This is a genomic window from Micromonospora sp. CA-269861, from assembly GCF_050948505.1.
GTDB lineage: Bacteria > Actinomycetota > Actinomycetes > Mycobacteriales > Micromonosporaceae > Micromonospora.
Genome location: NZ_CP192014.1, coordinates 3,093,026 through 3,111,483 on the forward strand (window position 1 = coordinate 3,093,026; position 18,458 = coordinate 3,111,483).

Consider the following 18,458-nt stretch of genomic DNA (forward strand, 5'->3'; position numbering starts at 1 on the left):
GTCGAACGCCGTCGGGTCAGCGGCCGAGGACCAGCAGCAGCGCTGTGGTCAGCAGACCGGCGCCGAGGACCACGGTGATCGGTCGGGGGCCGAGCACCGCGTGCCGGCGGTCGGCCAGCGCCCGCGCCGGCACCAGACCGACCAACGGCCCGAGCAGCGTCACCACCAGCGCCAGCACCGGCAGTCCGACCGCCAGATCGCCGCCGTACCCGACGCCGAGCGCGCGGGCACCGGCGCCCAGCGCGTACGCCAACACACCGCCGGCCACCCCGCAGAGCGCCAGCAGCGGGTTGACCGAGCCCGGCAGCTCGCCCGGCTGCCCGGCCCGGTCGAGCAGGTCGCGGGCCCTGGCGAGCAGCGGCACGGGGTCGGTGGCCCCGACGCCGTTCGCCGGGGCGGGTGGGCCGCCGAGGCGGCGGGCACCGAGGCGCGAGCGGACCTGCTGCCACAGGTGGGCCACCTCGGCGTCGACCCGTTCCTGCTGCTCACGGGCGGCGACGAGTTCCTCCTCGGCGCTCTGGAGTTGCTCGGCGGCGTCGGCGACGGCCCGCTCGGCGGCAGCGCACTGCCGCTCGTGCCAGGTGTGCGCCTCGGCACGCTGCTCGCGCACCCGCGCGGTCACCTCGGCCAGTCGCCGCAGCTGCGCCGCGTACGTCTCGCTGGTCACCGGTTCGTTCATCGTGTCGGTCCATACGGGATGATCACCTGTCCGGTGCGGTGGACCGCCCGGTCGAAGAAGAGCCCCCGCCAGGGGCGGGGATACCAGTCCGGGCCGCCGGTGCCCGGGTAGAGCGACGAGCCCAACTCGCCGCCGTGCGCGTCCAGCGCCACCCAGGCGCCGATCTGGTCGGTCCGGGCGGCCGGCCCACCGAGGTCGGCGCGCATCCGGGCGACGCCCCGCCACCAGGCCAGCACGTGCGTCCGTCGTTCCGGCCCGTCGTGCATGATCCGGCGCAGCTGCTCCAGGCCGGTACGCCGGCCCGCGCGGGCAGCCAGCGCACCCGCCGCCGCGTCGACCGCGAACAGCAGCAGGTAGTGCGGGCTGCCCGGGCCGCTCAGCCCGTCGGCCGTCTCGGCCATCAGCTCGCCGACGGTCTCCTCGTCGTACCAGGCGGCGTCGTCGCCCAGGTCGTCGTAGAGCGCGCGGGCGATCGGGTCGGCGTCCGGGTCGAGGCAGGCGATGGAGAACCGGGCGGTGCCCGGCGGGTGCTGACGGGCCAGCGACCGGGCCGCCGCGTCCAGTACCGCGCACGCCTCGTCGACGCGGGTGCCGAGCACCGCGAGGTTGCGCCCCGGGGCGCGCGGCAGCCGCAGCGCCGCCGAGCGGGACTGGACGTCGATGATCTCGCCGAGCAGCGCCACCGGGTTGCGCGGCGTGGTCCCGTCCGGGGGTACGGCGAGCGCCCGGAAGTCCGGGGCGTCCGCGAGCCGCGGGATCGCGTCGCCGTCGAAGAGCCGGGCGGGTGCCGCGTCCGGTGCCCGCATCCGCCACAGCCGGTGCTGCAACCCGCTCCAGGTCTCCCAGTCACTGGCCGACGGGATGCGGGCGACCTCGTTGCCCTCCACCATGCCCGACTCGGCGTTGACCACCGCGTGCCAGCGCGGCAGCGACTGCGCCGCGTCGTTGCGCTCGGCGAGGATGCGCAGCGCCTTGGGCAACGCGATGCGCAGGGTGAACTGGGCGACCAGCGCGGGACGGCCCCAGAGCGCCTCGATGCCCCGTACGTCCTGTGAGGCGAGGACCAGGTGGATGCCCTGGGACCGGCCGCGGCGGGCCAGGTCCTCCAGCAGGTCGGCCGCCTCCCGGGCGACCACGTCCCGGCCGGCCAGCAACATCTGGAACTCGTCGACCACCGCGACGATCCGGGGCCAGTGCCCGGTCGGGTCGACCGCCCGCAGCTCGGCCAGCTTGGTCACCTCGTGCTTCTTGGCCGCGTCGGCGCGTCGGCGCAACTCCTCGGCGAGGAAGCGCAGCAGCGCCAACCCGAACTCCCGGTCGGTGTTGACGTTGATGCCGACCAGGCGCATGTGCGGCAGCCAGCTCGGGTCGCGTCGGCCCTGTGCGAACCGCGCGAAGGAGACCCCCTCCTTGAAATCCAGTAGGTAGAACTCCAGCTCGGCGGGGGAGTAGCGGGCCGCCAGGGCGCCGATCCACGCGAAGATCAGGTTGGTCTTGCCGGTGCCGGACGGCCCACCGATCAGCGCGTGCGGTGGATAGTCGCCAAGCGTCAACCGCACCGGTCGGCCGTGCGGACCCTCACCGATCGGCGCGGTCAGCCCGTCGGCGGAGTCCTCCCGCCACATCAGCTCCGGCGGGGGCAGCAGGTCGGTGAAGGGGGTCGGCGGTGGGCCCGCGTTCACCCGGGCGGCGACGTCCCGGCAGGTCTCGGTGACGAGCGCCGCCGGTGGCGGCGGGTCCAGCCGGACCGGCAGCCCGGCCGAGCCGCCGATCCGCGCGCCGGACACCCCGGCCACCACCCGGGTCACCGTCGGATCCTCCGGCAACGGCACACCGTGCACCACCAGGTGTACGCCGCAGGCCGCGCCGGCACGCACCACCCGGTCCAGTTGCCCACGCTCGTGGCGGTTCAACTCCTCACCACCGAGCAGCACCGCCACCCGCCACGGTTCGGGTCGTCGGCCGGTCGCCGCCGCCAGCTCACGCAGCGACGCGTACTCGCCGGCGAGGACCGTCTCGTTGATCCGGCGGATCTGCTCCACCAGGTCGTCCAGCAGCGGGCCCAGCCCACCCGGGCCGACGAAGGTGAGCAGCCCCGCCGTGCCCAACGGGGCGAACCCGGCCAGGCCACCGCCGAGCTGATCCGGGTCGTACCCGATCAGTCGGACCGCCCCGGGGTCGGCACGGCCGGCGGCCCGCAGCAGCAACGCGGACACCACCGCGTCGCAGCCGGCGCGGTCGTCCCCGGAGAGGTGGACGTGCCCGGCGTCGAGCAGCGGCACCAGCGCGGGCACCGGGTCGACGCCGTCGACCCGGACCGTGCCGACCCGCAGCGCGCCGGGCGGCTCGGCTCGGCGCGCGGGCGTCGGCGCCCATCCCGCCCAGTCGGCACCCGCGCAGCCGGGCGCCTCCTGGCGGGCCGCGTCGGCGGCCCGCCGGGCCAGCTGAGCGATCCGGGTCGAGTAGCGGGCGTCGATCTCGGCGATGCGGCGGTCCCGTTGGGCGCCCACCCGCTCCGGTACGGCGGACGCCGCCCGCTGGACCCGGGCCAGTCGTTCCCGCGCGGCGGTCAGGTCGGCCTGGGCGGCGGACAGGCGGGTACGGGTGGCGCCCAACGCCTCGGCGAGGGTGTCCCGGACCCGGCTGGCCAGCTGACCGCGCCGGTCAGCCATCGGAGCCCCGACGCCTCGGCGCGTCCCGCCAGGGGCTGCCCGAGCGCGGCGGCGGCACACCGGGGCGTGGCGGCGGGCCGTCCGAGCGCGGTGGCAGGCCCCCGGAGCGCTGTGCGCTGGCGGTGCCCGGCCGCTGTACCGCACCGCCGGCGCGGGGAACCGCGCCCGCCGGCCGCCCGGTCCCGCCCGGTTGCCCCGGGCCGCCTCGTTGCCCCGCACCGGCCGGTTGCCCCGCGCCGCCTCGTGGCCCCGCACCGGCCGGTTCGCCGGCGCCCGCCGGGTCTTTCGCGCCGCCCGCCGGCAGGTCCCGGCCGAGGCGGGCGAGCAGCAGGGCGGTCGCCACCCCGGCGGTCACCGCGGAGTCGGCGGCGTGCGGTGGCTCCCCGGAGGCGCGCGGCGGCGGCATCCGGCACACCCGGGTCAGCAGCGTCTCCAGCACCGGCGGCGGCAGCCCGGGCAGCAGGTCGCGGACGCGCCCGTCCAACTCGCCGCGCAGCCGCCCGAGGTCGGTGGCGCGGGGCGGGTGCCCCAGCAACTCGCCGGCCAGCTCGCGCAGCAGCGGTGGCGCCAGCGCCGCCATGCCCAGCCCCACGTCGGCCGGGGCCCGGCGCAGCTCCCTGCGGAGCCGGTCCCGGTCGCCGGAGCGGACACCACCCACCACGCGGCGCAGCAACTCCTGGGAGTCGTCCACCCGCTCGTCGGGTTCGTCGTCGGCGCCCTCGCGCCCGCCGGTCAGCTCGGCCACCCGCACCGACCACCAGCGGCGCATGCGCACCTGCTCGGCCGGCTCCGGCGCGACAGCGGTGGGCCCGGACGCCGGTGGCGTGTCGTGCCGGGGAGCGCGTTGCTCAGGGCGGGGGGCCGGGCCGCCGTCCGCGCCGAGACCGATCGCCGTCAGGTAGGACGACAGCTGTTCCTGCGCCACCCGCAGCGCGTAGCCGGCGCTCTCGGCGTGCTCGGTGGCGGCGGACAGCTCGGGCACCCCCATCGGGTTGGCCGACTCCTGCCGTACCCAGCGCAGCCGCTCCGCGGCCAGGCCGAACTTCTCCAGCGCCTGCCCGAGCAGGGCCACCGGGAACTCCTCGGTGGCGGCACGGACCTGCCCGCCGACATCCTCGATGATGGACATGCGGCCTACAGGGTGGAGACGTAGAGCTGCGCCTGCTCCACCGCGACAAGTGTCGCGGCGAGACACTCCTCCAGCTCCTGGCTGGCCTGGGTCAGCGACGCCTGGGCCGCCTCCACCGTCTCGTGCCCGCTGCCCTCCAGCGCCCCGGCCAGGGTCTGCTGCGCCTCGGACAGTTTCTCGCCGGCCGCCTGCACGGCTGTCTGCCCGTCCCCGATCTGTTGGAGGGCGACATCGATGGCAGCCTTCAGCTCGGCGACGCTCGCCACGGCGGAACCTCCTGGGGGCGGGGAGATCTCCATTAGAGCCTATCGGCGGTTCCGAAAGAACATCCGCCCTGTCGGTGTTCCTGCCCGCCTGTCCGGAAGGCCCTCGGAAGTGCCGGGAGTCCGATCTGTGGGAGTCCCAGTGCGAGAACTTCTCAGTTGTTGGTCGGTGTCTCGCGGAGCCAGCGCGGGCCGTACACCTCGGCGCCCAGCGCCGTCACACGCCCGCGCAACTCCCGGTCGGCGGTGACCACCAGCCGACGACGCCGCGGCGCGCCCTCCACCAGCTCGACCACCGTGTCGTCGCCGGAGCCGGCGGCGGAGACCACCCGGACGCCCTCGGTGCCCGGCACGTCCCGCGCGGCCCCCTCGACCACCAGGACCACCTCCACCGGGGCGGTCAGCCGGGCCGGCAACCCGACGGTCGCCACCGGGGCGAGCGAGTCGCGCAATCGGGCCGCGGCCCCGGCACGGTCACGCCACCACCCGTTCGGGCGGGAGCCCACCACGTTGGCGCCATCCACGATCAGCAGCGGGGTCTCATCCATCCCGCCAGCCTGCCACCAACCGCCGGCCCAGGCCCGACGCCACTCCCGGGATGCCGGTGCTCCGCCACCTGCGGCGTTTGTCGGGGCGCGCGCCGGGTAGCCCCTGCCGACCGTGCCGAGCCCTACCGCGGAGGACAGACATGATGGGACCCGGTGACATCGGCTCCGACCCGTGGGACGAATTCCTGGCCAGGTACTTCGGCCGGGGCGAGGGAGGGCGCCGACCGCCGCACCGGGTCGACATCACCCGACTGATGACCGCCGACGCCCGGGAGATGCTCGCCGACGCGGCCCGCCGGGCCGCCCAACGGCAGAGCAGCGACCTGGACACCGACCACCTGCTCTGGGCGGCGCTGCAACGCGAACAGCTGCGCGACCTGGTACGCCGCGTCGGGGCCGATCCGGACACCCTGCTCAACGCCCTCGGCGGAAAGGGCGACGGCGCGCCGCGCGGGGAGGTGCCGCCCAACCTGTCGTTGACCCCCGCCGCCAAGCGGGCGCTGCTCGACGCCCATCAGCTCTCCCGGGCGATGGGCGCCAACTACATCGGCCCCGAGCACATCCTGATGGCGCTGCCGCTCAACCCGGAGTCGCCGGCCGGGCGGATGCTGGCCGCCGGCCGGATCCAACCCGAGTCGTTGCAGGCCGCCAACGCCGAGCGCGGGCCGATGAACGGCCCGAAGCCGGACCGCGGCACCCCCACCCTGGACCAGTACGGGCAGGACCTCACCGACCTGGCCCGCAACGACCAGATCGACCCCGTGATCGGACGTGCCGACGAGATCGAGCAGGCCGTGGAGATCCTGTCCCGGCGTACCAAGAACAACCCGGTGCTGATCGGCGAGGCCGGCGTCGGCAAGACCGCCATCGTCGAGGGGCTGGCCGAACGGATCTGCGACGGCGACGTACCGCAGACCCTGCTCGGTAAGCGGGTCGTCCAGCTCGACCTGGCCGGCCTGGTCGCCGGCACCCGCTACCGGGGCGACTTCGAGGAACGGCTGAAGAAGGTGATCGACGAGATCCGGGCGCACCGGGACGAGCTGATCATCTTCATGGACGAGATCCACACCCTGGTCGGGGCCGGTGGCGCCGGCAGCGAGGGCGGGATGGACGCGTCCAACATGCTCAAACCCGCCCTCGCCCGCGGTGAGCTGCGGGTGATCGGCGCGACGACGCTCGACGAGTACCGCAAGAGCATCGAGAAGGACGCCGCACTGGCCCGGCGCTTCCAGCCGGTGCTCGTGCCCGAGCCGAGCGTCGACGACACCATCGCCATCCTGCGCGGGCTGCGCGACAGGTACGAGGCCCACCACCAGGTGCGCTTCTCCGACGAGGCGCTGGTCTCGGCCGCCGAACTGTCCGACCGGTACGTCACCGACCGGTTCCTGCCGGACAAGGCCATCGACCTCATCGACCAGGCCGGTGCCCGGGTGCGGTTGCGGACCCGCACCCCCGCGTCCGACGTGCGCGAGCTGGAGCAGGAACTCGACGAGGTACGCCGGGACAAGGAACAGGCCGTCACCGACGAGCAGTACGAGCGGGCCTCCGCGCTGCGCGACCGGATCGCCGAGTTGGAGGGGGACATCCGTCGCGCCAACGGCGAGGACGGCTCGTCCAGCTCCCAGGTGCCCGAGGTGGGCCCCAAGGAGATCGCCGAGGTGGTCTCCCGGGCCACCGGCATCCCGGTCAGCCAGCTCACCGAGGAGGAACGCGACCGGCTGCTGCGCCTGGAGGGTCACCTGCACCAGAAGGTGGTCGGTCAGGACGACGCGGTCACCGCGGTCGCCGAGGCGGTCCGTCGCTCCCGGGCCGGGCTGGCCGACCCGGAGCGGCCGATGGGCAGTTTCCTGTTCCTCGGTCCGACAGGTGTCGGCAAGACCGAGTTGGCGCGGGCCCTGGCCGAGGCGTTGTTCGGCGAGGCGGACCGAATGGTCCGGGTGGACATGAGCGAGTTCCAGGAGCGGCACACTGTCAGCCGGCTGGTCGGCGCGCCACCCGGATACGTCGGCTACGAGGAGGCCGGGCAGCTCACCGAGGCGGTGCGACGCCGCCCGTACGCGGTGGTGCTGCTCGACGAGATCGAGAAGGCCCACCCGGACGTGTTCAACATCCTGCTCCAGGTGCTCGACGACGGGCGGCTCACCGACAGCCAGGGTCGTACGGTGAACTTCAAGAACACCGTACTGATCATGACGAGCAACCTCGGCTCGGAGCTGATCACCGGCGCCCAGCGCTCGGTCGGCTTCGGCACCGGGGACGTGGGCAGCGAGCAGGAGAGCAACGAGTTGCGGGAGCGGCTCATGCGCCGCCTGCAGGAGAACTTCCGCCCGGAGTTCCTCAACCGCATCGACGAGGTCATCATCTTCCGTCGGCTGGAGGCCGAGCAGCTGCGCGACATCACCGCGCTGCTGCTGGAGGAGACCCGCCGCCGCATGCACGCCCAGGACCTCCAGGTGGAGTTCACCACCGCCGGTATCGACTGGCTCGCCGAGCACGGCTACCAGCCGGAGTTCGGCGCCCGCCCGCTGCGCCGGGTGATCCAGCGGGAGGTGGACAACCACCTGTCCCGGATGTTGCTGGAGTCGGCGATCTCGCCGGGGCAGAAGGTCACGGTGGACGTCCGCGACGGCGCGCTCACCTTCGACGTGACCGCGGGCGAGCGGGGGTACACCGCCGCCACGACCACACACCCGCGATGAGCGGGTCAGGGTCGGCGCGAAGCGACGAACACGAGGACCCGCACGAGCGCGCGGAGCCCGCGAAGACCCGGGACGAGGACGACCATCCCGACCCGATCCTGGCGCCGCCCACCGCGAACCCCCGCCGCACCCGGGTGCCCGCGGAGGGCCTGCATCCGAAGACCGACCAGGACGACCCGGAGACGTCCGGGCCACCGCCCGGAGAGGAGACCTGATGGTACGCGAAGCGCGGCTCGACCCCGAGGTGGAAGTGCTCTGGGAGGACTTCCACGCCGAGGTCAACGTCCCGTCGGAGCAGCTGCGGACCTGGCTGCTGACCCGGGGTTCCGGGGAGGAGTCGTTCAGCCCGAACCCGAACCTCGATCTGCCCCAGCCGGGTCGGGAGATCCTCAAGGTGCTCAACAAGCGCAAGGTGGACCTCACCCCGGAGGACATCGAGGTGATGCGGGAGGCGGTCGAGCGGATCCGCGAGCTGATGGACGCCAAGCCGTCGCGGGGCAACGCCGACGACACCTGGCGGCACTCCCTGCTCGACCTGGGTCACGACCCGCTCGTCGAACGCTGAGCGAGGCCACCAGCGACGGTGCCGTCCCCGGTCGGGACGGCACCGTCGCGGCGTCCTACTGACCCTGGTCGGGTTCCAGGCTGCCAATGGTCAGGCCCGCCGCGTCGGCGGCGGCGTCCCGGTCGCCGCGGGTCTGGTCCTCCCGGGTGAGCAGGTTCGCGTACTCGGTCACGTCGGCCGGGTCGGGCACCGTCGGCAGGCGGCGCAGGAACGCCTCCACCGCACGGGTGGCGGCGGTGTGCGCGGCAGCCGCCTGGCGCAGCAGTTCGCGGTCGTCGGCGGGCGGGTAGAGGTCGGTCATGTCCGCCAGATACCCGGCCCACGGCGGTTCGCACCGCCAGCGGCCGGGAATACCTGCCGCTCAGCCCGGTCGGACCCCGCTCGGCTGCCGGACGCCGAACCCCGGGTTGCGGGGCAGCCAGGCCAGGTACGCCGGGTGCGGCGCCAACGAGTCGACGTACGCCGCCTTCGCCGTCTCCAGCACCAGTTGGGCGCTCTGGGCGGCGGGGGAGTCCGGATGCCAGCCGAGCAGGAGCCGCCAGCGCAGCGGCGTCCCGGCGAGTTGACGGGTGACCAGACCGCTCACCGGGCGGAACGTCGCCTGGCACAGGGCCACCGCCACGCCCGCCTCCACCAGGTCGACACAGCCACGGATGTCGGTCTCGTACACCTTGCGGGGGGTGAAGCCGGCGCGGGCGCAGGCGGCGGCGAAGCAGTCGGCGAAGCACCCGTCGCCCGGCGCGGCGACCCACTGCTCGTGCCGCAGGTCGCCCAGGCGTACCTCGTCCTGCGCGGCGAGAGGATGGGTCTCCGGCAGCAGCACCAGCACCGGGTCGACGGCCACCTCCTGCCAGCTCAACCCGAACCCGGCCGACGGGCTGGCGTCGCCGCACACGCCGGCCAGCGCGAAGTCCAGTCGGCCGCCGGCCACCAACTGCGCCAGCTCGTCCACCGACCAGGACGCGTACGTGGTGATCTGGGCGGGCGGCTGCTCGGCCGCCAACCGGTGCACCAACCGACCCAGGATCGGGCTGTTCACCCCACCGAACCGGTAGCACGGCGGCGTGTCGCCCGCCCCGGCCAGCCGGGCGGCCTCGTCCTGTAGCCCCTTCATCGCCGGCAGCAGCACCCGGGCGCGGGCCAGCACCAGCTCACCGAGCGCGGTGGGTCGTGCCCCGCGCCGGTCCCGGTCGAACAGCGGGCCGCCCAGCGTCCGTTCGATGCGTTGGAGCTGGGCGGTGAGCGCCGGCTGGGCCAGGCCGAGCGCCGACGCCGCCTTCGTCACACTTCCCGTCTCCGCGATCGCGCAGACAACCCGCAGGTGACGCAGCTCCAGGTTCATAGGGTGACGGTAGGACTACGCGTCTGCTGGCGGAATAGCCCGAGCGGATCGGTGATAATGAATGCATTGCCGGCGGCCGCCGGTCACTTGTCGCGCGGTGGCTCCGGCAGGTCCGCCAGGTACGTCGGCCGCCGCGTCACCGCGTCGAGAACCTTGTCCACCACCCCGACCGCCGGCTCCACGATCCGGTTCCACGGAGGGGTGGCCGGGGTGCCCGGGTGCGGGCGGGTCGGCGCGGCCTCCTCGGCGATCTCCAACCGGTTGCCGAGCCGGATCAGCTCCTCCTCGGTCGCGACCGTGCGCAGCTCGGCGACCAGCCCGTCCACCCCGTCGACATGCCGGCGGACCCGCTCGGCGACCTCGGTCAGCGCCTCGTCCGTCAGCCCCTTCAGTGCGCTCAGCAGGGCCGCGTCGGCGTTGATCTCCGCGTCCACCCGCTCGGTGGCCGCCGGCAGCGCCGCGCGTACCGCCGGCAGCAGGTACTGCTCCTCGGCGGACAGGTGCCGCGACAGCGCGGCGGTGAGCACCGCCAACCCCTCCTGCGGCGTGGTGTCCGGGCCGGTCAGCTGGTCCAGCAGCGCCAGCAGTTGCCGGTGCTCCCGGTCGACGATGTCGGCGATGCTCCGACCGGCGGGTCGGTAGCCCTCCTCGGGTGCGGGCGCGGGCGGCAGCGGCGGCAGGGGAACGGCGGACATGGTGCCCTCCTCGACTGGCGGGCGGAAGCTCCGGCAGGGACGTACGGTCGTGGGCGGCGGTACCCGAACGCGGCCACCGCGAAACCGACCCGTCGATGCGTCCACCCGCGCCGGCCTGCCGACCAGCCCGTGCTGGTATGAAGAGGCGATGACGAGCGATGCCGCCTCCGCCCGACCCGACCCCACCGCAGAGGTCGTGGACCTGTGCCGCGACCTGCTGCGCATCGACACCACCAACACGGGTGACAACGACACAAGCGTCGGCGAGCGCCGCGCGGCCGAGTACGTGGCGGAGAAGCTCGCCGAGGTGGGCGTGGAGTCCGTCCTGCACGAGTCCGCGCCGGGCCGGGCGAACGTGGTGGCCCGCATCCCGGGCACCGACCCGAGCCGGGGCGCGCTGCTGGTGCACGGCCACCTGGACGTGGTGCCCGCCGACGCCGACGAGTGGTCGGTGGACCCGTTCTCCGGCGAGCTGCGCGACGGCTATCTCTGGGGCCGGGGCGCGATCGACATGAAGGACTTCGACGCGATGGTGCTCGCCGTGGTGCGGCACTGGCAGCGCACCGGAGTACGACCCCCGCGCGACATCGTGCTCGCGTACACCGCCGACGAGGAGGCGGGCAGCGACTACGGCGCGCGCTTCCTGGTGGACAACCACCGCGGCCTCTTCGACGGCTGCACGGAGGCGATCGGTGAGGTCGGCGGCTTCTCCTACTCGGTCAACGAGGACCAGCGGCTCTACCTCATCGAGACCGCCGAGAAGGGCATCGACTGGCTGCGGCTGCACGCCAAGGGCCGCCCCGGGCACGGCTCGATGATGCACGACGACAACGCCGTCACCGCGCTCGCCGAGGCGGTCGCCCGGATCGGCCGGCACCGCTTCCCGGTGGTGGTCACCGACACCGTGCGGGCCTTCCTGACCGAGGTCTCCGACCTGCTCGGCATCGAACTGGACCCGGACGACCCGGAGACGGCCATCGCCAAGCTCGGCCCCATCGCCAACATCATCGGCGCGACCATCCGCAACACCGCCAACCCGACCCGGTTGAGCGCCGGCTACAAGGACAACGTCATCCCCGGCCGGGCCACCGCCACCATCGACTGCCGCAGCCTGCCCGGCCAGTCCGAGCTGCTGGAGCGGCAACTGCGCGAGCTGGTCGGCCCGGACATCGCGATCGAGTACGTCCAGCGGCAGCCGGCGCTGGAGACCACCTTCGACGGTGACCTGGTCGAGGCCATGTCGGCGGCCCTGCGCGCGGAGGACCCGGGAGCGCGGCCCGTTCCGTACATGCTCTCCGGGGGCACCGACGCCAAGGCGTTCTCGCAGCTCGGCATCCGCTGCTTCGGGTTCGCCCCGCTCCGACTGCCCGCCGACCTGAACTTCTCGGCGTTGTTCCACGGCATCGACGAGCGCGTTCCGGTGGACGGACTACAGTTCGGCGTGCGGGTTCTCGACCGGTTCCTCCGCACCTGCTAGCCGTGTCCGGCCCTGGCCACCGACACGCAACCTCCCCATCGTGAAGGGACTGCCCCACATGACCGACCAGCATGGTGAGCTGGACGCCGCTCTCGAGCGGGTGATCGAAGCGGCCCGTCACCACCTGGCCGCCGTACGCGCCGCGCAGGGCCGCGTCGACGACGACGACGTCTGGCAGGCGTACGTGGCGTTGAACAACGCCTCCTTCGCGTACGACGAGCGGCTGCTCGACGCCTTCGGCGAGGTGACGCCGTGGGATGTCGACTCGATCGACCCCGACGAGGCCGACGAGCGCTTCGGCGGCGGCGAGGGCGCCGAGGCCAGCGACCCGCACCCCCGGGTGATCTCGGTGCGTCAGCGTCGTGACTACCGGGTGCCGAGCATCTCCGCGCTGCTGCGCGTGGCCGAGGCGGCCCGCCGCGAGGGCACCCCGGAGGACGACGAGCCGGCGCCGGTGGAGGGCGTCGGCGAGGCCGTGCTGGAGCTGCTGCAGAGCGGCGACGGCTCACTCGGCGCGTTGGACGTCCCCGAGTTGGAACCGCTCGACGGGGTGGTCATGGTCAGCGAGGTCGGCACCCCTGTCGACCTGGAGTCGTTCGACGACGACGACGCGGTCGGCCCGTTCCAGCCGGCGGCCGACGACCGGCTTGTCGGTCGCCTCGACGAGCACCCGTTCCTGGAGCTCGACGACGACCACGACCACGCCGGGCACCAGCACTAGCCCGGGTGCCGCCCGAGGCCGACTCCGGCCCTGGGCGGCCCCGCCCGGTCGTCAGTACGACAGACCCGGCTGCGGCTGGTTGACCCGCCGACGACGCAGCACCACCTGGCGCGTGCCGTCGCGGTACAGCCGCACCCGGGCCAACTCCCATCCGGAGAACTCCGCCTGGATCGCCAACTGCGCCGCGGCGGTCAACCGGTCGACGTTCGGCGGCAGCCGCAGTGGCGCGTACTCGTAGTCCATGCCACCCATGCTGCCCAGCCCAGCGGCCGTTCGCCACCCCCTCCGGGGTGACCAACGACGCTGTCGTGGGATGGTTCGTGCCGACACGTGCCTGCTCGCGTGGTGTCGCACCGCCTGGGCACCCGTGAGCGGCCGAAGCGGGGGACGGATCAGCCGGCTCCGCGAGAGGCGGCGGCCGACTCCCACGCGTCGGCGCGCAGATCGGTCAACGGCGCACCGGGTAGCGCAGGTGGAGCACCCGGTTGCCCTGGATCACCACGTCAGGATCCTCCAACAGGTGCTGCGCGTCGACCGACCCGAAGAAGCGCCTGCCGGACCCGAACACGACGGGTACGACGTCCATGCGCACCTCGTCGACCAGGCCCGCGGCGAGCACCTGGCCGCCGACGTCGCCAGCGGCGACCTCGACCAGGCGGTCACCGGCAAGCTCCTGCGCCCTGGCCACGGCCGCCTCGACGCCGTCGACGAAGTGAAACGGCGCCGCAACGTCCCAGCCCTCGGGCGCCGGCCGGTGCGTCACCACGACCACGTGGTCGACCCCGCCCGGAGGCTTCCCGTCCCAGCCGTCCGTCATGTCGAAGACGCGGCGGCCGGCTATTGTCGCCCCGATCTGGTCCCAGTACGGCCGGGTGTGGTCGTAGGACGTCTGCGACACCTTCAGCACGCCGCTCTCGTCCAACGGAACGTCACCACTGGTCAACCACTCGAACAGCGGTCCGGGCTGGTCACTCTCGTCCGCGACGAAGCCGTCCACCGACACCGAGCCGTACATGACCACCTTGCCCACGGGGCACTCCTCTGCTTGGGGATGGCCCCAAGCTAACGTGTCGTGAGCTGCCGCTCTTGTACGAAATCAATCGGCCGGCAGCGGCCAGTTGTCCAGCACGTGGCCGGGATGTTCGCGCAGGAACCGCCGCCGAACGTCGACGTACCGGGTCGGCGTGAGCCCGGTGAACGCCCGGAACTCGCGGCCGAAGTGGGCCTGGTCGAAGTAGCCCGCGCCACTGGCGAGGTCGGCCCAGTCGATCGGCCCGGCGGGATCGATCGAGAACACGGTGGCGGCGAAGCGGTAGGTGCGGGCCAGCCGCTTCGGCGTGACGCCGATGAGTTCCTTGAACCGCTGCGCCAGGTGAGTGCCGCTGACACCGGCTGCCGCCCTCAGGTCGCCGATCGCCACCGCCCCGCTGGTCGCCGCGATGACGCTGCTCGTGTGGCGGACCAGCCCCAGACCGGCGGTCTCGCGCAGCCGTCGCAACAGCTCCTCCTCGAGCAGCGTCAGCATCTCGTACGGCCCGGCCGCCGTGGCCAGCCGGTCCCGCAGCTCAGCAACGGCGGGCCGGCCCCAGACCTGCTCCACCGTCACCGGCCGGTCACACAGCTCGGCCGCGGGCATCGGCAGGAACGGCCCCACCCCCCACGGCTTGAAGTGCACGCCGACGGAGCGGGTCCGGAGTGGATAGCCGAACTCCCACGCGCGGGTGGGCATGGTGACCACGCAGCCGTCGGCGTACTCGGCCGTCTCGATGTCGGTGCCGGCGCGGATGCGGAACGGCGCCCCGAGGTTGACGATGAGCAGCGCCGACGGCGGTGGCAGCGTCAGCCGGGCGTACGGCGGCGCACCCTCGAGGTAGTAGAGGTCGTCGATCAGCCCGTCCAGCGGCGGTCGCGGCACTCTGGACACGTACTCCACGCACCGAGTATCGCCGACGCCCCGGGGGCGAGCCGGCAGGCGTCAGCCGGTGGGGACGTTCGCCGTCAGCAGGGCGGCGAGGGCCGGCGCGGCCAGGGCGACCGCCCGCGCGCTGCCCGGGTCGACAGTCAGCCCCCAGGACGGGTCCGGCCAGTCCTCGAACAACTCGGCGCAGGGCAGCGCGACGAACGGCACGCCCTCCCCGGTGAACGCGGTGAGCGCCCCCGGCGAGGTGAAGACCGGCAGCAGCGGCGCGCCGGTCGCGTCGCCGACCACCGTCCAGGGAAAGTCGGCATCCGGCGTCGGCTCCCCGGCCAGCGGGACACACACCGTGGCGCCGGCCAGCACCCCGAGGTAGCCGGGCAGGTCACGCCGGTCGACGGCGGCCGCGAGCACCGCCACCACCGCTGGCTCCGCCGCCTCGGCGGCCCCGGTCGGTGTCGCCCCGGTCGGCGTCGCCTCCTTCGGAGCCACCCCGCCGGTGTCGCCTCGGCCGGAGCCGGCCGGGCGGCGGCAGACTGCGGCGGCGGGCCCGGGTGCGCAGCCGGCGGGACCGCCCGGCAGGAGAGCGCGCCGGGTTCGTCGGTCAACACCTCGGCGGCGGTACGGGCCACGAACACACTGAGCCGCTGCACCTGCTCCGGCGTGCGCGGTGCCTCGTACCACCAGCCCTCGTCGCCGGTCGGGCGGTGCCAGCCGAGCGCGGCCAGGCGTGCCTCGTCGTGGCCGGGGCAGACCACCCGCACCACCTGGCGGCGCACCAGCAGCCGGATCCGGCGCGGGCCGGCGGAGAGCTCCAGGTCGGTGTCCCGGTCGCAGCGGGCGACGGTGTCGCGCAGCCGGGCGGCGATCTCCGGCCAGGTCGGCGACGGCGACGTCACGCCGGCGCGCCCGGCAGGCGGTCGTCCAGCCGCCCGAGCCGGGCCACGGTCTCCTCCAGCCGGCCCAGCGCGGAGAAGTCCCCCGGTGTGCCGAACAGGTCGCCGAGCCCCGCGCCCAGCGCGACGTCCAACCCCTCGGTGTGCTCGTCGACGTGCGTGGAGGCGACCTCCCGCGCCCGCCGGTACGCGTCGAGCACCAACTCGGCCAACCCCTCCGTGCCGGCCCGCAGGGCGGCGGGCGCGAGGGTGAGGCCGGTCAGCGCGCCGGTGGCGTCGACGGTCGCCGAGACCAGTCCGCTCTCGTCGGCCGCGGTGCCGGACAGCTCGGCCAGATCGTCGCGGAGGCCGGCGAACCGGCGCTCGATGTCGGCGATCCGCCCGGCGAGCGCGTCGAACGCCGACGTCGGGTCCGTCATGAGATTCCTCCCCGTGAATCGTGCGACCGGGTGGTGCCCGGTGGCCGGGAGATCGTATCGTCGGTGCGCTCGACTCATGGGGGAGGAACGGCATGCCACCGGATATCGATGTCGACGTGCAGGCGGTCCGTCGACTGGAGACGGCCGCCAAGCAGGTCGCCAGCTCGCTCGCCGCGCTGGAGAGTCAGATCGTCTCTGCCGGCGACGTGCCGTCGGACGCCTTCGGCCATCTGCCGTTCGCCAGCGACATGCTCCGCGACAAGTACGCCGAGCAGGTCACCGGCGGCAAGGAGCTGTTCGCCGCCGCGAACGCCGCGTTCGGCCGGGTCGCCACAGCGCTTGCCGAGACGGCCGAGGCGTACGAACTCAACGAACGGGACCTCGACTCCGGTTTCAAGGCCATCCAGTCGGGGCTGCCCGGATGAGCGGGCCGGCCGGCAGCGCCGTCCAGCTGTGGAACGGTCTCGACAGCGCGCTCTCCGGTGTGCAGGACGCCGTCGACAGTGTCTGCCGGACCCTGGCGTGGCCGCTGATCCAGCTCGTCGACCTGGTCGACGGCGAGCCCGCCGTCCTGCGGGCGAAGGCCGTCGAGTGGGACGCGCTGGCCGCGCAGGTGCGCGACCTGGCGCAGGGGCACCGGGGGGCCCGGGAGTCCGCGGAGGCCGGGTGGCGCTCACCCTCCGGCGTGGCGTACGGCAAGCGGTTGGCCGAGGTGGAGCAGCAGCTCCTCGACGTCGCCGAGCAGTTCGCCGCGACCGCGGAGTACCTGCGCAGTGTCGCCGACGGCCTGCAGACCGTGCACGACGTGCTCGTGGACCTCTGCGTGGAGTTCGTGAACTTCCTCCTGGTGACGCTGGTGACGGCGTTGCTGATGGCGCCGATCACCATGGGCGCGTCCTGGGCTGCCGGCGTGGGCCTGGCCGTCACCAGAGGTCTGATCGTTGTCACCCGGATGCTGAAGGTCATCCGGCCGCTCGCTGTGCACCTGCAGAAGGTCATCCGACTGCTCCAGCGGGTTCTGCTGTACCTGCGCAAGCTGCGGACCCACCTGGACAAGCTCGTCGACATGCAGAAGGCGCTGCGCAAGGGCAAGAAGTACGCCGACAAGCGCCGCGCCGCCGGCAAGCTCGACAAGTGGCACCACAAGTTCCTCGACCCCACCAAGGGCACCTACAAGCTGGGCAAGTCCGGTTCCCCGTTCGACATGGGCGCCCTGGACCGGGCCGCCGCGCTGCGGGCGCACGGGGTCGCCGACGGCGCCCGGGTGATCGCCCGGGACTGGGCGACCCACCTGCCGTGGAACGTGCCGAACTCGGTCATCCACGGTGTCACCTGGGGGACCGTGGCGTTGACCAGCGGGCTCTCCGTCCCCGGCAGCGAGCAGGTCGGTGACCAGATCGACCAGGCGGTGCAGGGCGGCGCTGACTGGATCGACCAGAATGTCTTCGGGCAGCCGCCGGCGGACCAGCCGGCGGGCCGCTAGGAGGCGACGGGTGATGGCAGGGGAGCGGGGTCGGCTGGGCCGGCTCACCGACGCGGTGCTCGGCGGCGCGCGGGCCGCCCGGGACAAGGCCCGCGAGCTGCGCGACGAGTTCCGCACCAGCGACGAGCCGGAACGCGCCCTGGTGGCGCCGCTGCTGGCCGGGCAGGACCTCCGCTACGTGGGGCTCGGGCCGGTCCGCATGTCACAGACGCACAAGGCCGGTCAGCAGCTCGCCGACGAGGTCGGCGCCGAGTTGGCCGACGCGCTCGACCCGAAGGTGCTGTTCGGGCTGCTCAACATCGTCAACCCGGTGGTCTGGGTCGACGCCGTGCTGACGCCGGTGCGGCTGGCCGCTGGCGTGCTGCTGCTGCCGGGCCAGGCCGGCGCCATCGCCGCCGGTGTGCCGGAGTTGGCCACGCCGGAGCCGGGCCTGCCCCAGCAACCCACCCAGCGGGAGCCGATCCCGCTCACCGCGGAGCAGGAGGCGTTCCGCGCGCTGTTCCGGCTGAGCCAGTACCGTCCGCTGGCCGACCAGCTCGCCGAGATCGCCTACCGCCGCCGGTACGTTTTCAGCGGCGACCTCGCCACCCTCGCCGGCAGCCTGCTGCTCTTCCTGGAGCGTTACAGCGGCACACCACTGGCGGTGACCGACACCCACCTGCACCTGCTGCGGATGGGTCCCCGTCCGGACGCCGACCGGCCGGACCGGCGTCAACCGCGGGTGCTGTGGAGTGTGCGCCGCGACCGGGTGGCCCGGGTCGACTCGGAGCGTGGCGCGAGTGGGCTCGTGCAGCTCGCCTCCACAGTCGTCTTCGACGACGGTTCGTGGATCCGGCTCACCCAGCCCGCGCTCCGCGACGACCAGTCGCGCTTCCTGGCCGCGATCCACGACCTCCCCGGAGACCGCCCGACGCCGTGACCAGGCCGGCTGGTCAGCGGTGACCCGCCGGGTTGG

21 protein-coding genes and 1 pseudogene are annotated in these 18,458 nt (G+C 73.8%); 8 read left to right on the forward strand and 14 right to left on the reverse strand.

Going from position 1 to position 18,458, the window contains the following annotated elements; translation table 11 throughout:
- Window positions 1–16: 16 nt before the first annotated feature.
- The 5 genes from ACQP0U_RS14320 to ACQP0U_RS14340 form a co-directional block, all read right to left on the reverse strand.
- Window positions 17–679 (reverse strand): hypothetical protein, encoded by a 663-nt coding sequence (locus ACQP0U_RS14320; protein ID WP_433319474.1) that lies wholly within the window; start codon window positions 677–679, stop codon window positions 17–19.
- On the reverse strand, window positions 676–3,351 hold the full coding sequence (locus ACQP0U_RS14325; RefSeq protein WP_433319477.1) for an FtsK/SpoIIIE domain-containing protein: 2,676 nt from the start codon (window positions 3,349–3,351) through the stop codon (window positions 676–678). The genes ACQP0U_RS14320 and ACQP0U_RS14325 overlap by 4 nt, the downstream gene beginning before the upstream one ends.
- The gene (locus ACQP0U_RS14330) at window positions 3,344–4,480 is read right to left on the reverse strand and encodes a hypothetical protein (protein ID WP_433319480.1); all 1,137 of its coding nucleotides are present in this window, start codon (window positions 4,478–4,480) and stop codon (window positions 3,344–3,346) included. The genes ACQP0U_RS14325 and ACQP0U_RS14330 overlap by 8 nt, the downstream gene beginning before the upstream one ends.
- Window positions 4,481–4,485: 5 nt before the next feature.
- Entirely contained in the window at window positions 4,486–4,746 is a 261-nt protein-coding gene (locus tag ACQP0U_RS14335) for a hypothetical protein (protein ID WP_030332749.1), read from the reverse strand.
- Window positions 4,747–4,898: 152 nt separating this feature from the next.
- A complete protein-coding gene (locus ACQP0U_RS14340) occupies window positions 4,899–5,291 on the reverse strand; it encodes a hypothetical protein (protein WP_433319483.1) in 393 nt (130 codons plus the stop codon).
- A 140-nt stretch (window positions 5,292–5,431) separates the two neighbouring features.
- Between ACQP0U_RS14340 and ACQP0U_RS14345 the strand changes: the two genes are divergently transcribed.
- From ACQP0U_RS14345 to ACQP0U_RS14355, 3 genes are read left to right on the forward strand one after another with little or no spacing between them, the layout of a single operon-like run.
- Window positions 5,432–7,990 carry an ATP-dependent Clp protease ATP-binding subunit gene (locus ACQP0U_RS14345; RefSeq protein WP_433319486.1) on the forward strand — a complete coding sequence of 853 codons (2,559 nt, stop codon included), beginning with the start codon at window positions 5,432–5,434 and terminating at the stop codon, window positions 7,988–7,990.
- Window positions 7,987–8,205, forward strand: coding sequence for a hypothetical protein (locus ACQP0U_RS14350; protein ID WP_433319489.1), 219 nt, complete (start codon window positions 7,987–7,989; stop codon window positions 8,203–8,205). The genes ACQP0U_RS14345 and ACQP0U_RS14350 overlap by 4 nt, the downstream gene beginning before the upstream one ends.
- Window positions 8,205–8,555, forward strand: a complete 351-nt coding sequence (locus ACQP0U_RS14355; RefSeq protein ID WP_357351511.1) for a DUF3140 domain-containing protein — start codon at window positions 8,205–8,207, stop codon at window positions 8,553–8,555. The genes ACQP0U_RS14350 and ACQP0U_RS14355 overlap by 1 nt, the downstream gene beginning before the upstream one ends.
- Before the next feature lie 55 nt (window positions 8,556–8,610).
- Here the strand turns inward: ACQP0U_RS14355 and ACQP0U_RS14360 are convergent, their stop codons facing one another.
- From ACQP0U_RS14360 to ACQP0U_RS14370, 3 genes are all read right to left on the reverse strand, one after another.
- Window positions 8,611–8,856: a hypothetical protein gene (locus ACQP0U_RS14360; protein WP_124821707.1), complete on the reverse strand. Its 246-nt coding sequence runs from the start codon at window positions 8,854–8,856 to the stop codon at window positions 8,611–8,613.
- A 60-nt stretch (window positions 8,857–8,916) separates the two neighbouring features.
- Window positions 8,917–9,897: a LysR family transcriptional regulator gene (locus ACQP0U_RS14365; RefSeq protein ID WP_433319493.1), complete on the reverse strand. Its 981-nt coding sequence runs from the start codon at window positions 9,895–9,897 to the stop codon at window positions 8,917–8,919.
- An 83-nt stretch (window positions 9,898–9,980) separates the two neighbouring features.
- Window positions 9,981–10,592, reverse strand: a complete 612-nt coding sequence (locus tag ACQP0U_RS14370; RefSeq protein ID WP_433319496.1) for a hemerythrin domain-containing protein — start codon at window positions 10,590–10,592, stop codon at window positions 9,981–9,983.
- Between the two features lie 148 nt (window positions 10,593–10,740).
- Here ACQP0U_RS14370 and ACQP0U_RS14375 point away from each other — a divergent pair, with 148 nt between their 5' ends.
- Together ACQP0U_RS14375 and ACQP0U_RS14380 are read left to right on the forward strand one after the other, a co-directional pair.
- On the forward strand, window positions 10,741–12,069 hold the full coding sequence (locus ACQP0U_RS14375; RefSeq protein ID WP_433319499.1) for a M20/M25/M40 family metallo-hydrolase: 1,329 nt from the start codon (window positions 10,741–10,743) through the stop codon (window positions 12,067–12,069).
- A gap of 58 nt (window positions 12,070–12,127) precedes the next feature.
- Window positions 12,128–12,790 (forward strand): hypothetical protein, encoded by a 663-nt coding sequence (locus ACQP0U_RS14380; protein WP_433319502.1) that lies wholly within the window; start codon window positions 12,128–12,130, stop codon window positions 12,788–12,790.
- A gap of 51 nt (window positions 12,791–12,841) precedes the next feature.
- Here the strand turns inward: ACQP0U_RS14380 and ACQP0U_RS14385 are convergent, their stop codons facing one another.
- The 6 genes and pseudogenes from ACQP0U_RS14385 to ACQP0U_RS14410 form a co-directional block, all read right to left on the reverse strand.
- Complete coding sequence (locus tag ACQP0U_RS14385; RefSeq protein ID WP_013734349.1) at window positions 12,842–13,033, reverse strand: DUF5703 family protein; 192 nt, start codon at window positions 13,031–13,033, stop codon at window positions 12,842–12,844.
- A 205-nt stretch (window positions 13,034–13,238) separates the two neighbouring features.
- Window positions 13,239–13,820 (reverse strand): dihydrofolate reductase family protein, encoded by a 582-nt coding sequence (locus ACQP0U_RS14390; RefSeq protein ID WP_433319505.1) that lies wholly within the window; start codon window positions 13,818–13,820, stop codon window positions 13,239–13,241.
- A gap of 66 nt (window positions 13,821–13,886) precedes the next feature.
- Window positions 13,887–14,723: a helix-turn-helix domain-containing protein gene (locus tag ACQP0U_RS14395; protein WP_433319508.1), complete on the reverse strand. Its 837-nt coding sequence runs from the start codon at window positions 14,721–14,723 to the stop codon at window positions 13,887–13,889.
- Between the two features lie 42 nt (window positions 14,724–14,765).
- Window positions 14,766–15,197 carry an SseB family protein gene (locus ACQP0U_RS14400; RefSeq protein ID WP_433319511.1) on the reverse strand — a complete coding sequence of 144 codons (432 nt, stop codon included), beginning with the start codon at window positions 15,195–15,197 and terminating at the stop codon, window positions 14,766–14,768.
- Between the two features lie 176 nt (window positions 15,198–15,373).
- Window positions 15,374–15,604: pseudogene (locus ACQP0U_RS14405) on the reverse strand (hypothetical protein); the annotation flags it as partial.
- The gene (locus ACQP0U_RS14410) at window positions 15,601–16,020 is read right to left on the reverse strand and encodes a YbaB/EbfC family nucleoid-associated protein (RefSeq protein WP_433319513.1); all 420 of its coding nucleotides are present in this window, start codon (window positions 16,018–16,020) and stop codon (window positions 15,601–15,603) included. The gene ACQP0U_RS14410 and the pseudogene ACQP0U_RS14405, both read right to left, overlap by 4 nt.
- Window positions 16,021–16,112: 92 nt before the next feature.
- Between ACQP0U_RS14410 and ACQP0U_RS14415 the strand changes: the two genes are divergently transcribed.
- From ACQP0U_RS14415 to ACQP0U_RS14425, 3 genes are read left to right on the forward strand one after another with little or no spacing between them, the layout of a single operon-like run.
- Window positions 16,113–16,445: a hypothetical protein gene (locus ACQP0U_RS14415; protein WP_433319516.1), complete on the forward strand. Its 333-nt coding sequence runs from the start codon at window positions 16,113–16,115 to the stop codon at window positions 16,443–16,445.
- Entirely contained in the window at window positions 16,442–17,503 is a 1,062-nt protein-coding gene (locus tag ACQP0U_RS14420) for a WXG100 family type VII secretion target (RefSeq protein WP_433319519.1), read from the forward strand. Before ACQP0U_RS14415 ends, ACQP0U_RS14420 begins: the two co-directional genes overlap by 4 nt.
- Before the next feature lie 10 nt (window positions 17,504–17,513).
- Window positions 17,514–18,422, forward strand: coding sequence for a hypothetical protein (locus ACQP0U_RS14425; RefSeq protein ID WP_433319522.1), 909 nt, complete (start codon window positions 17,514–17,516; stop codon window positions 18,420–18,422).
- The last annotated feature ends 36 nt before the right edge of the window (window positions 18,423–18,458 follow it).

What these genes read in the sequence shown, in the direction of transcription:
- ACQP0U_RS14380 (WP_433319502.1), top strand. Translation starts at nt 12,128, where the DNA reads ATGACCGACCAGCATGGTGAGCTGGACGCCGCTCTCGAGCGGGTGATC.
- ACQP0U_RS14365 (WP_433319493.1), bottom strand. Translation starts at nt 9,897, where the DNA reads ATGAACCTGGAGCTGCGTCACCTGCGGGTTGTCTGCGCGATCGCGGAG.
- ACQP0U_RS14385 (WP_013734349.1), bottom strand. Translation starts at nt 13,033, where the DNA reads ATGGACTACGAGTACGCGCCACTGCGGCTGCCGCCGAACGTCGACCGG.
- ACQP0U_RS14340 (WP_433319483.1), bottom strand. Translation starts at nt 5,291, where the DNA reads ATGGATGAGACCCCGCTGCTGATCGTGGATGGCGCCAACGTGGTGGGC.
- ACQP0U_RS14355 (WP_357351511.1), top strand. Translation starts at nt 8,205, where the DNA reads ATGGTACGCGAAGCGCGGCTCGACCCCGAGGTGGAAGTGCTCTGGGAG.
- ACQP0U_RS14345 (WP_433319486.1), top strand. Translation starts at nt 5,432, where the DNA reads ATGATGGGACCCGGTGACATCGGCTCCGACCCGTGGGACGAATTCCTG.
- ACQP0U_RS14330 (WP_433319480.1), bottom strand. Translation starts at nt 4,480, where the DNA reads ATGTCCATCATCGAGGATGTCGGCGGGCAGGTCCGTGCCGCCACCGAG.
- ACQP0U_RS14350 (WP_433319489.1), top strand. Translation starts at nt 7,987, where the DNA reads ATGAGCGGGTCAGGGTCGGCGCGAAGCGACGAACACGAGGACCCGCAC.
- ACQP0U_RS14360 (WP_124821707.1), bottom strand. Translation starts at nt 8,856, where the DNA reads ATGACCGACCTCTACCCGCCCGCCGACGACCGCGAACTGCTGCGCCAG.
- ACQP0U_RS14375 (WP_433319499.1), top strand. Translation starts at nt 10,741, where the DNA reads ATGACGAGCGATGCCGCCTCCGCCCGACCCGACCCCACCGCAGAGGTC.
- ACQP0U_RS14370 (WP_433319496.1), bottom strand. Translation starts at nt 10,592, where the DNA reads ATGTCCGCCGTTCCCCTGCCGCCGCTGCCGCCCGCGCCCGCACCCGAG.
- ACQP0U_RS14410 (WP_433319513.1), bottom strand. Translation starts at nt 16,020, where the DNA reads ATGACGGACCCGACGTCGGCGTTCGACGCGCTCGCCGGGCGGATCGCC.
- ACQP0U_RS14320 (WP_433319474.1), bottom strand. Translation starts at nt 679, where the DNA reads ATGAACGAACCGGTGACCAGCGAGACGTACGCGGCGCAGCTGCGGCGA.
- ACQP0U_RS14325 (WP_433319477.1), bottom strand. Translation starts at nt 3,351, where the DNA reads ATGGCTGACCGGCGCGGTCAGCTGGCCAGCCGGGTCCGGGACACCCTC.
- ACQP0U_RS14415 (WP_433319516.1), top strand. Translation starts at nt 16,113, where the DNA reads ATGCCACCGGATATCGATGTCGACGTGCAGGCGGTCCGTCGACTGGAG.
- ACQP0U_RS14420 (WP_433319519.1), top strand. Translation starts at nt 16,442, where the DNA reads ATGAGCGGGCCGGCCGGCAGCGCCGTCCAGCTGTGGAACGGTCTCGAC.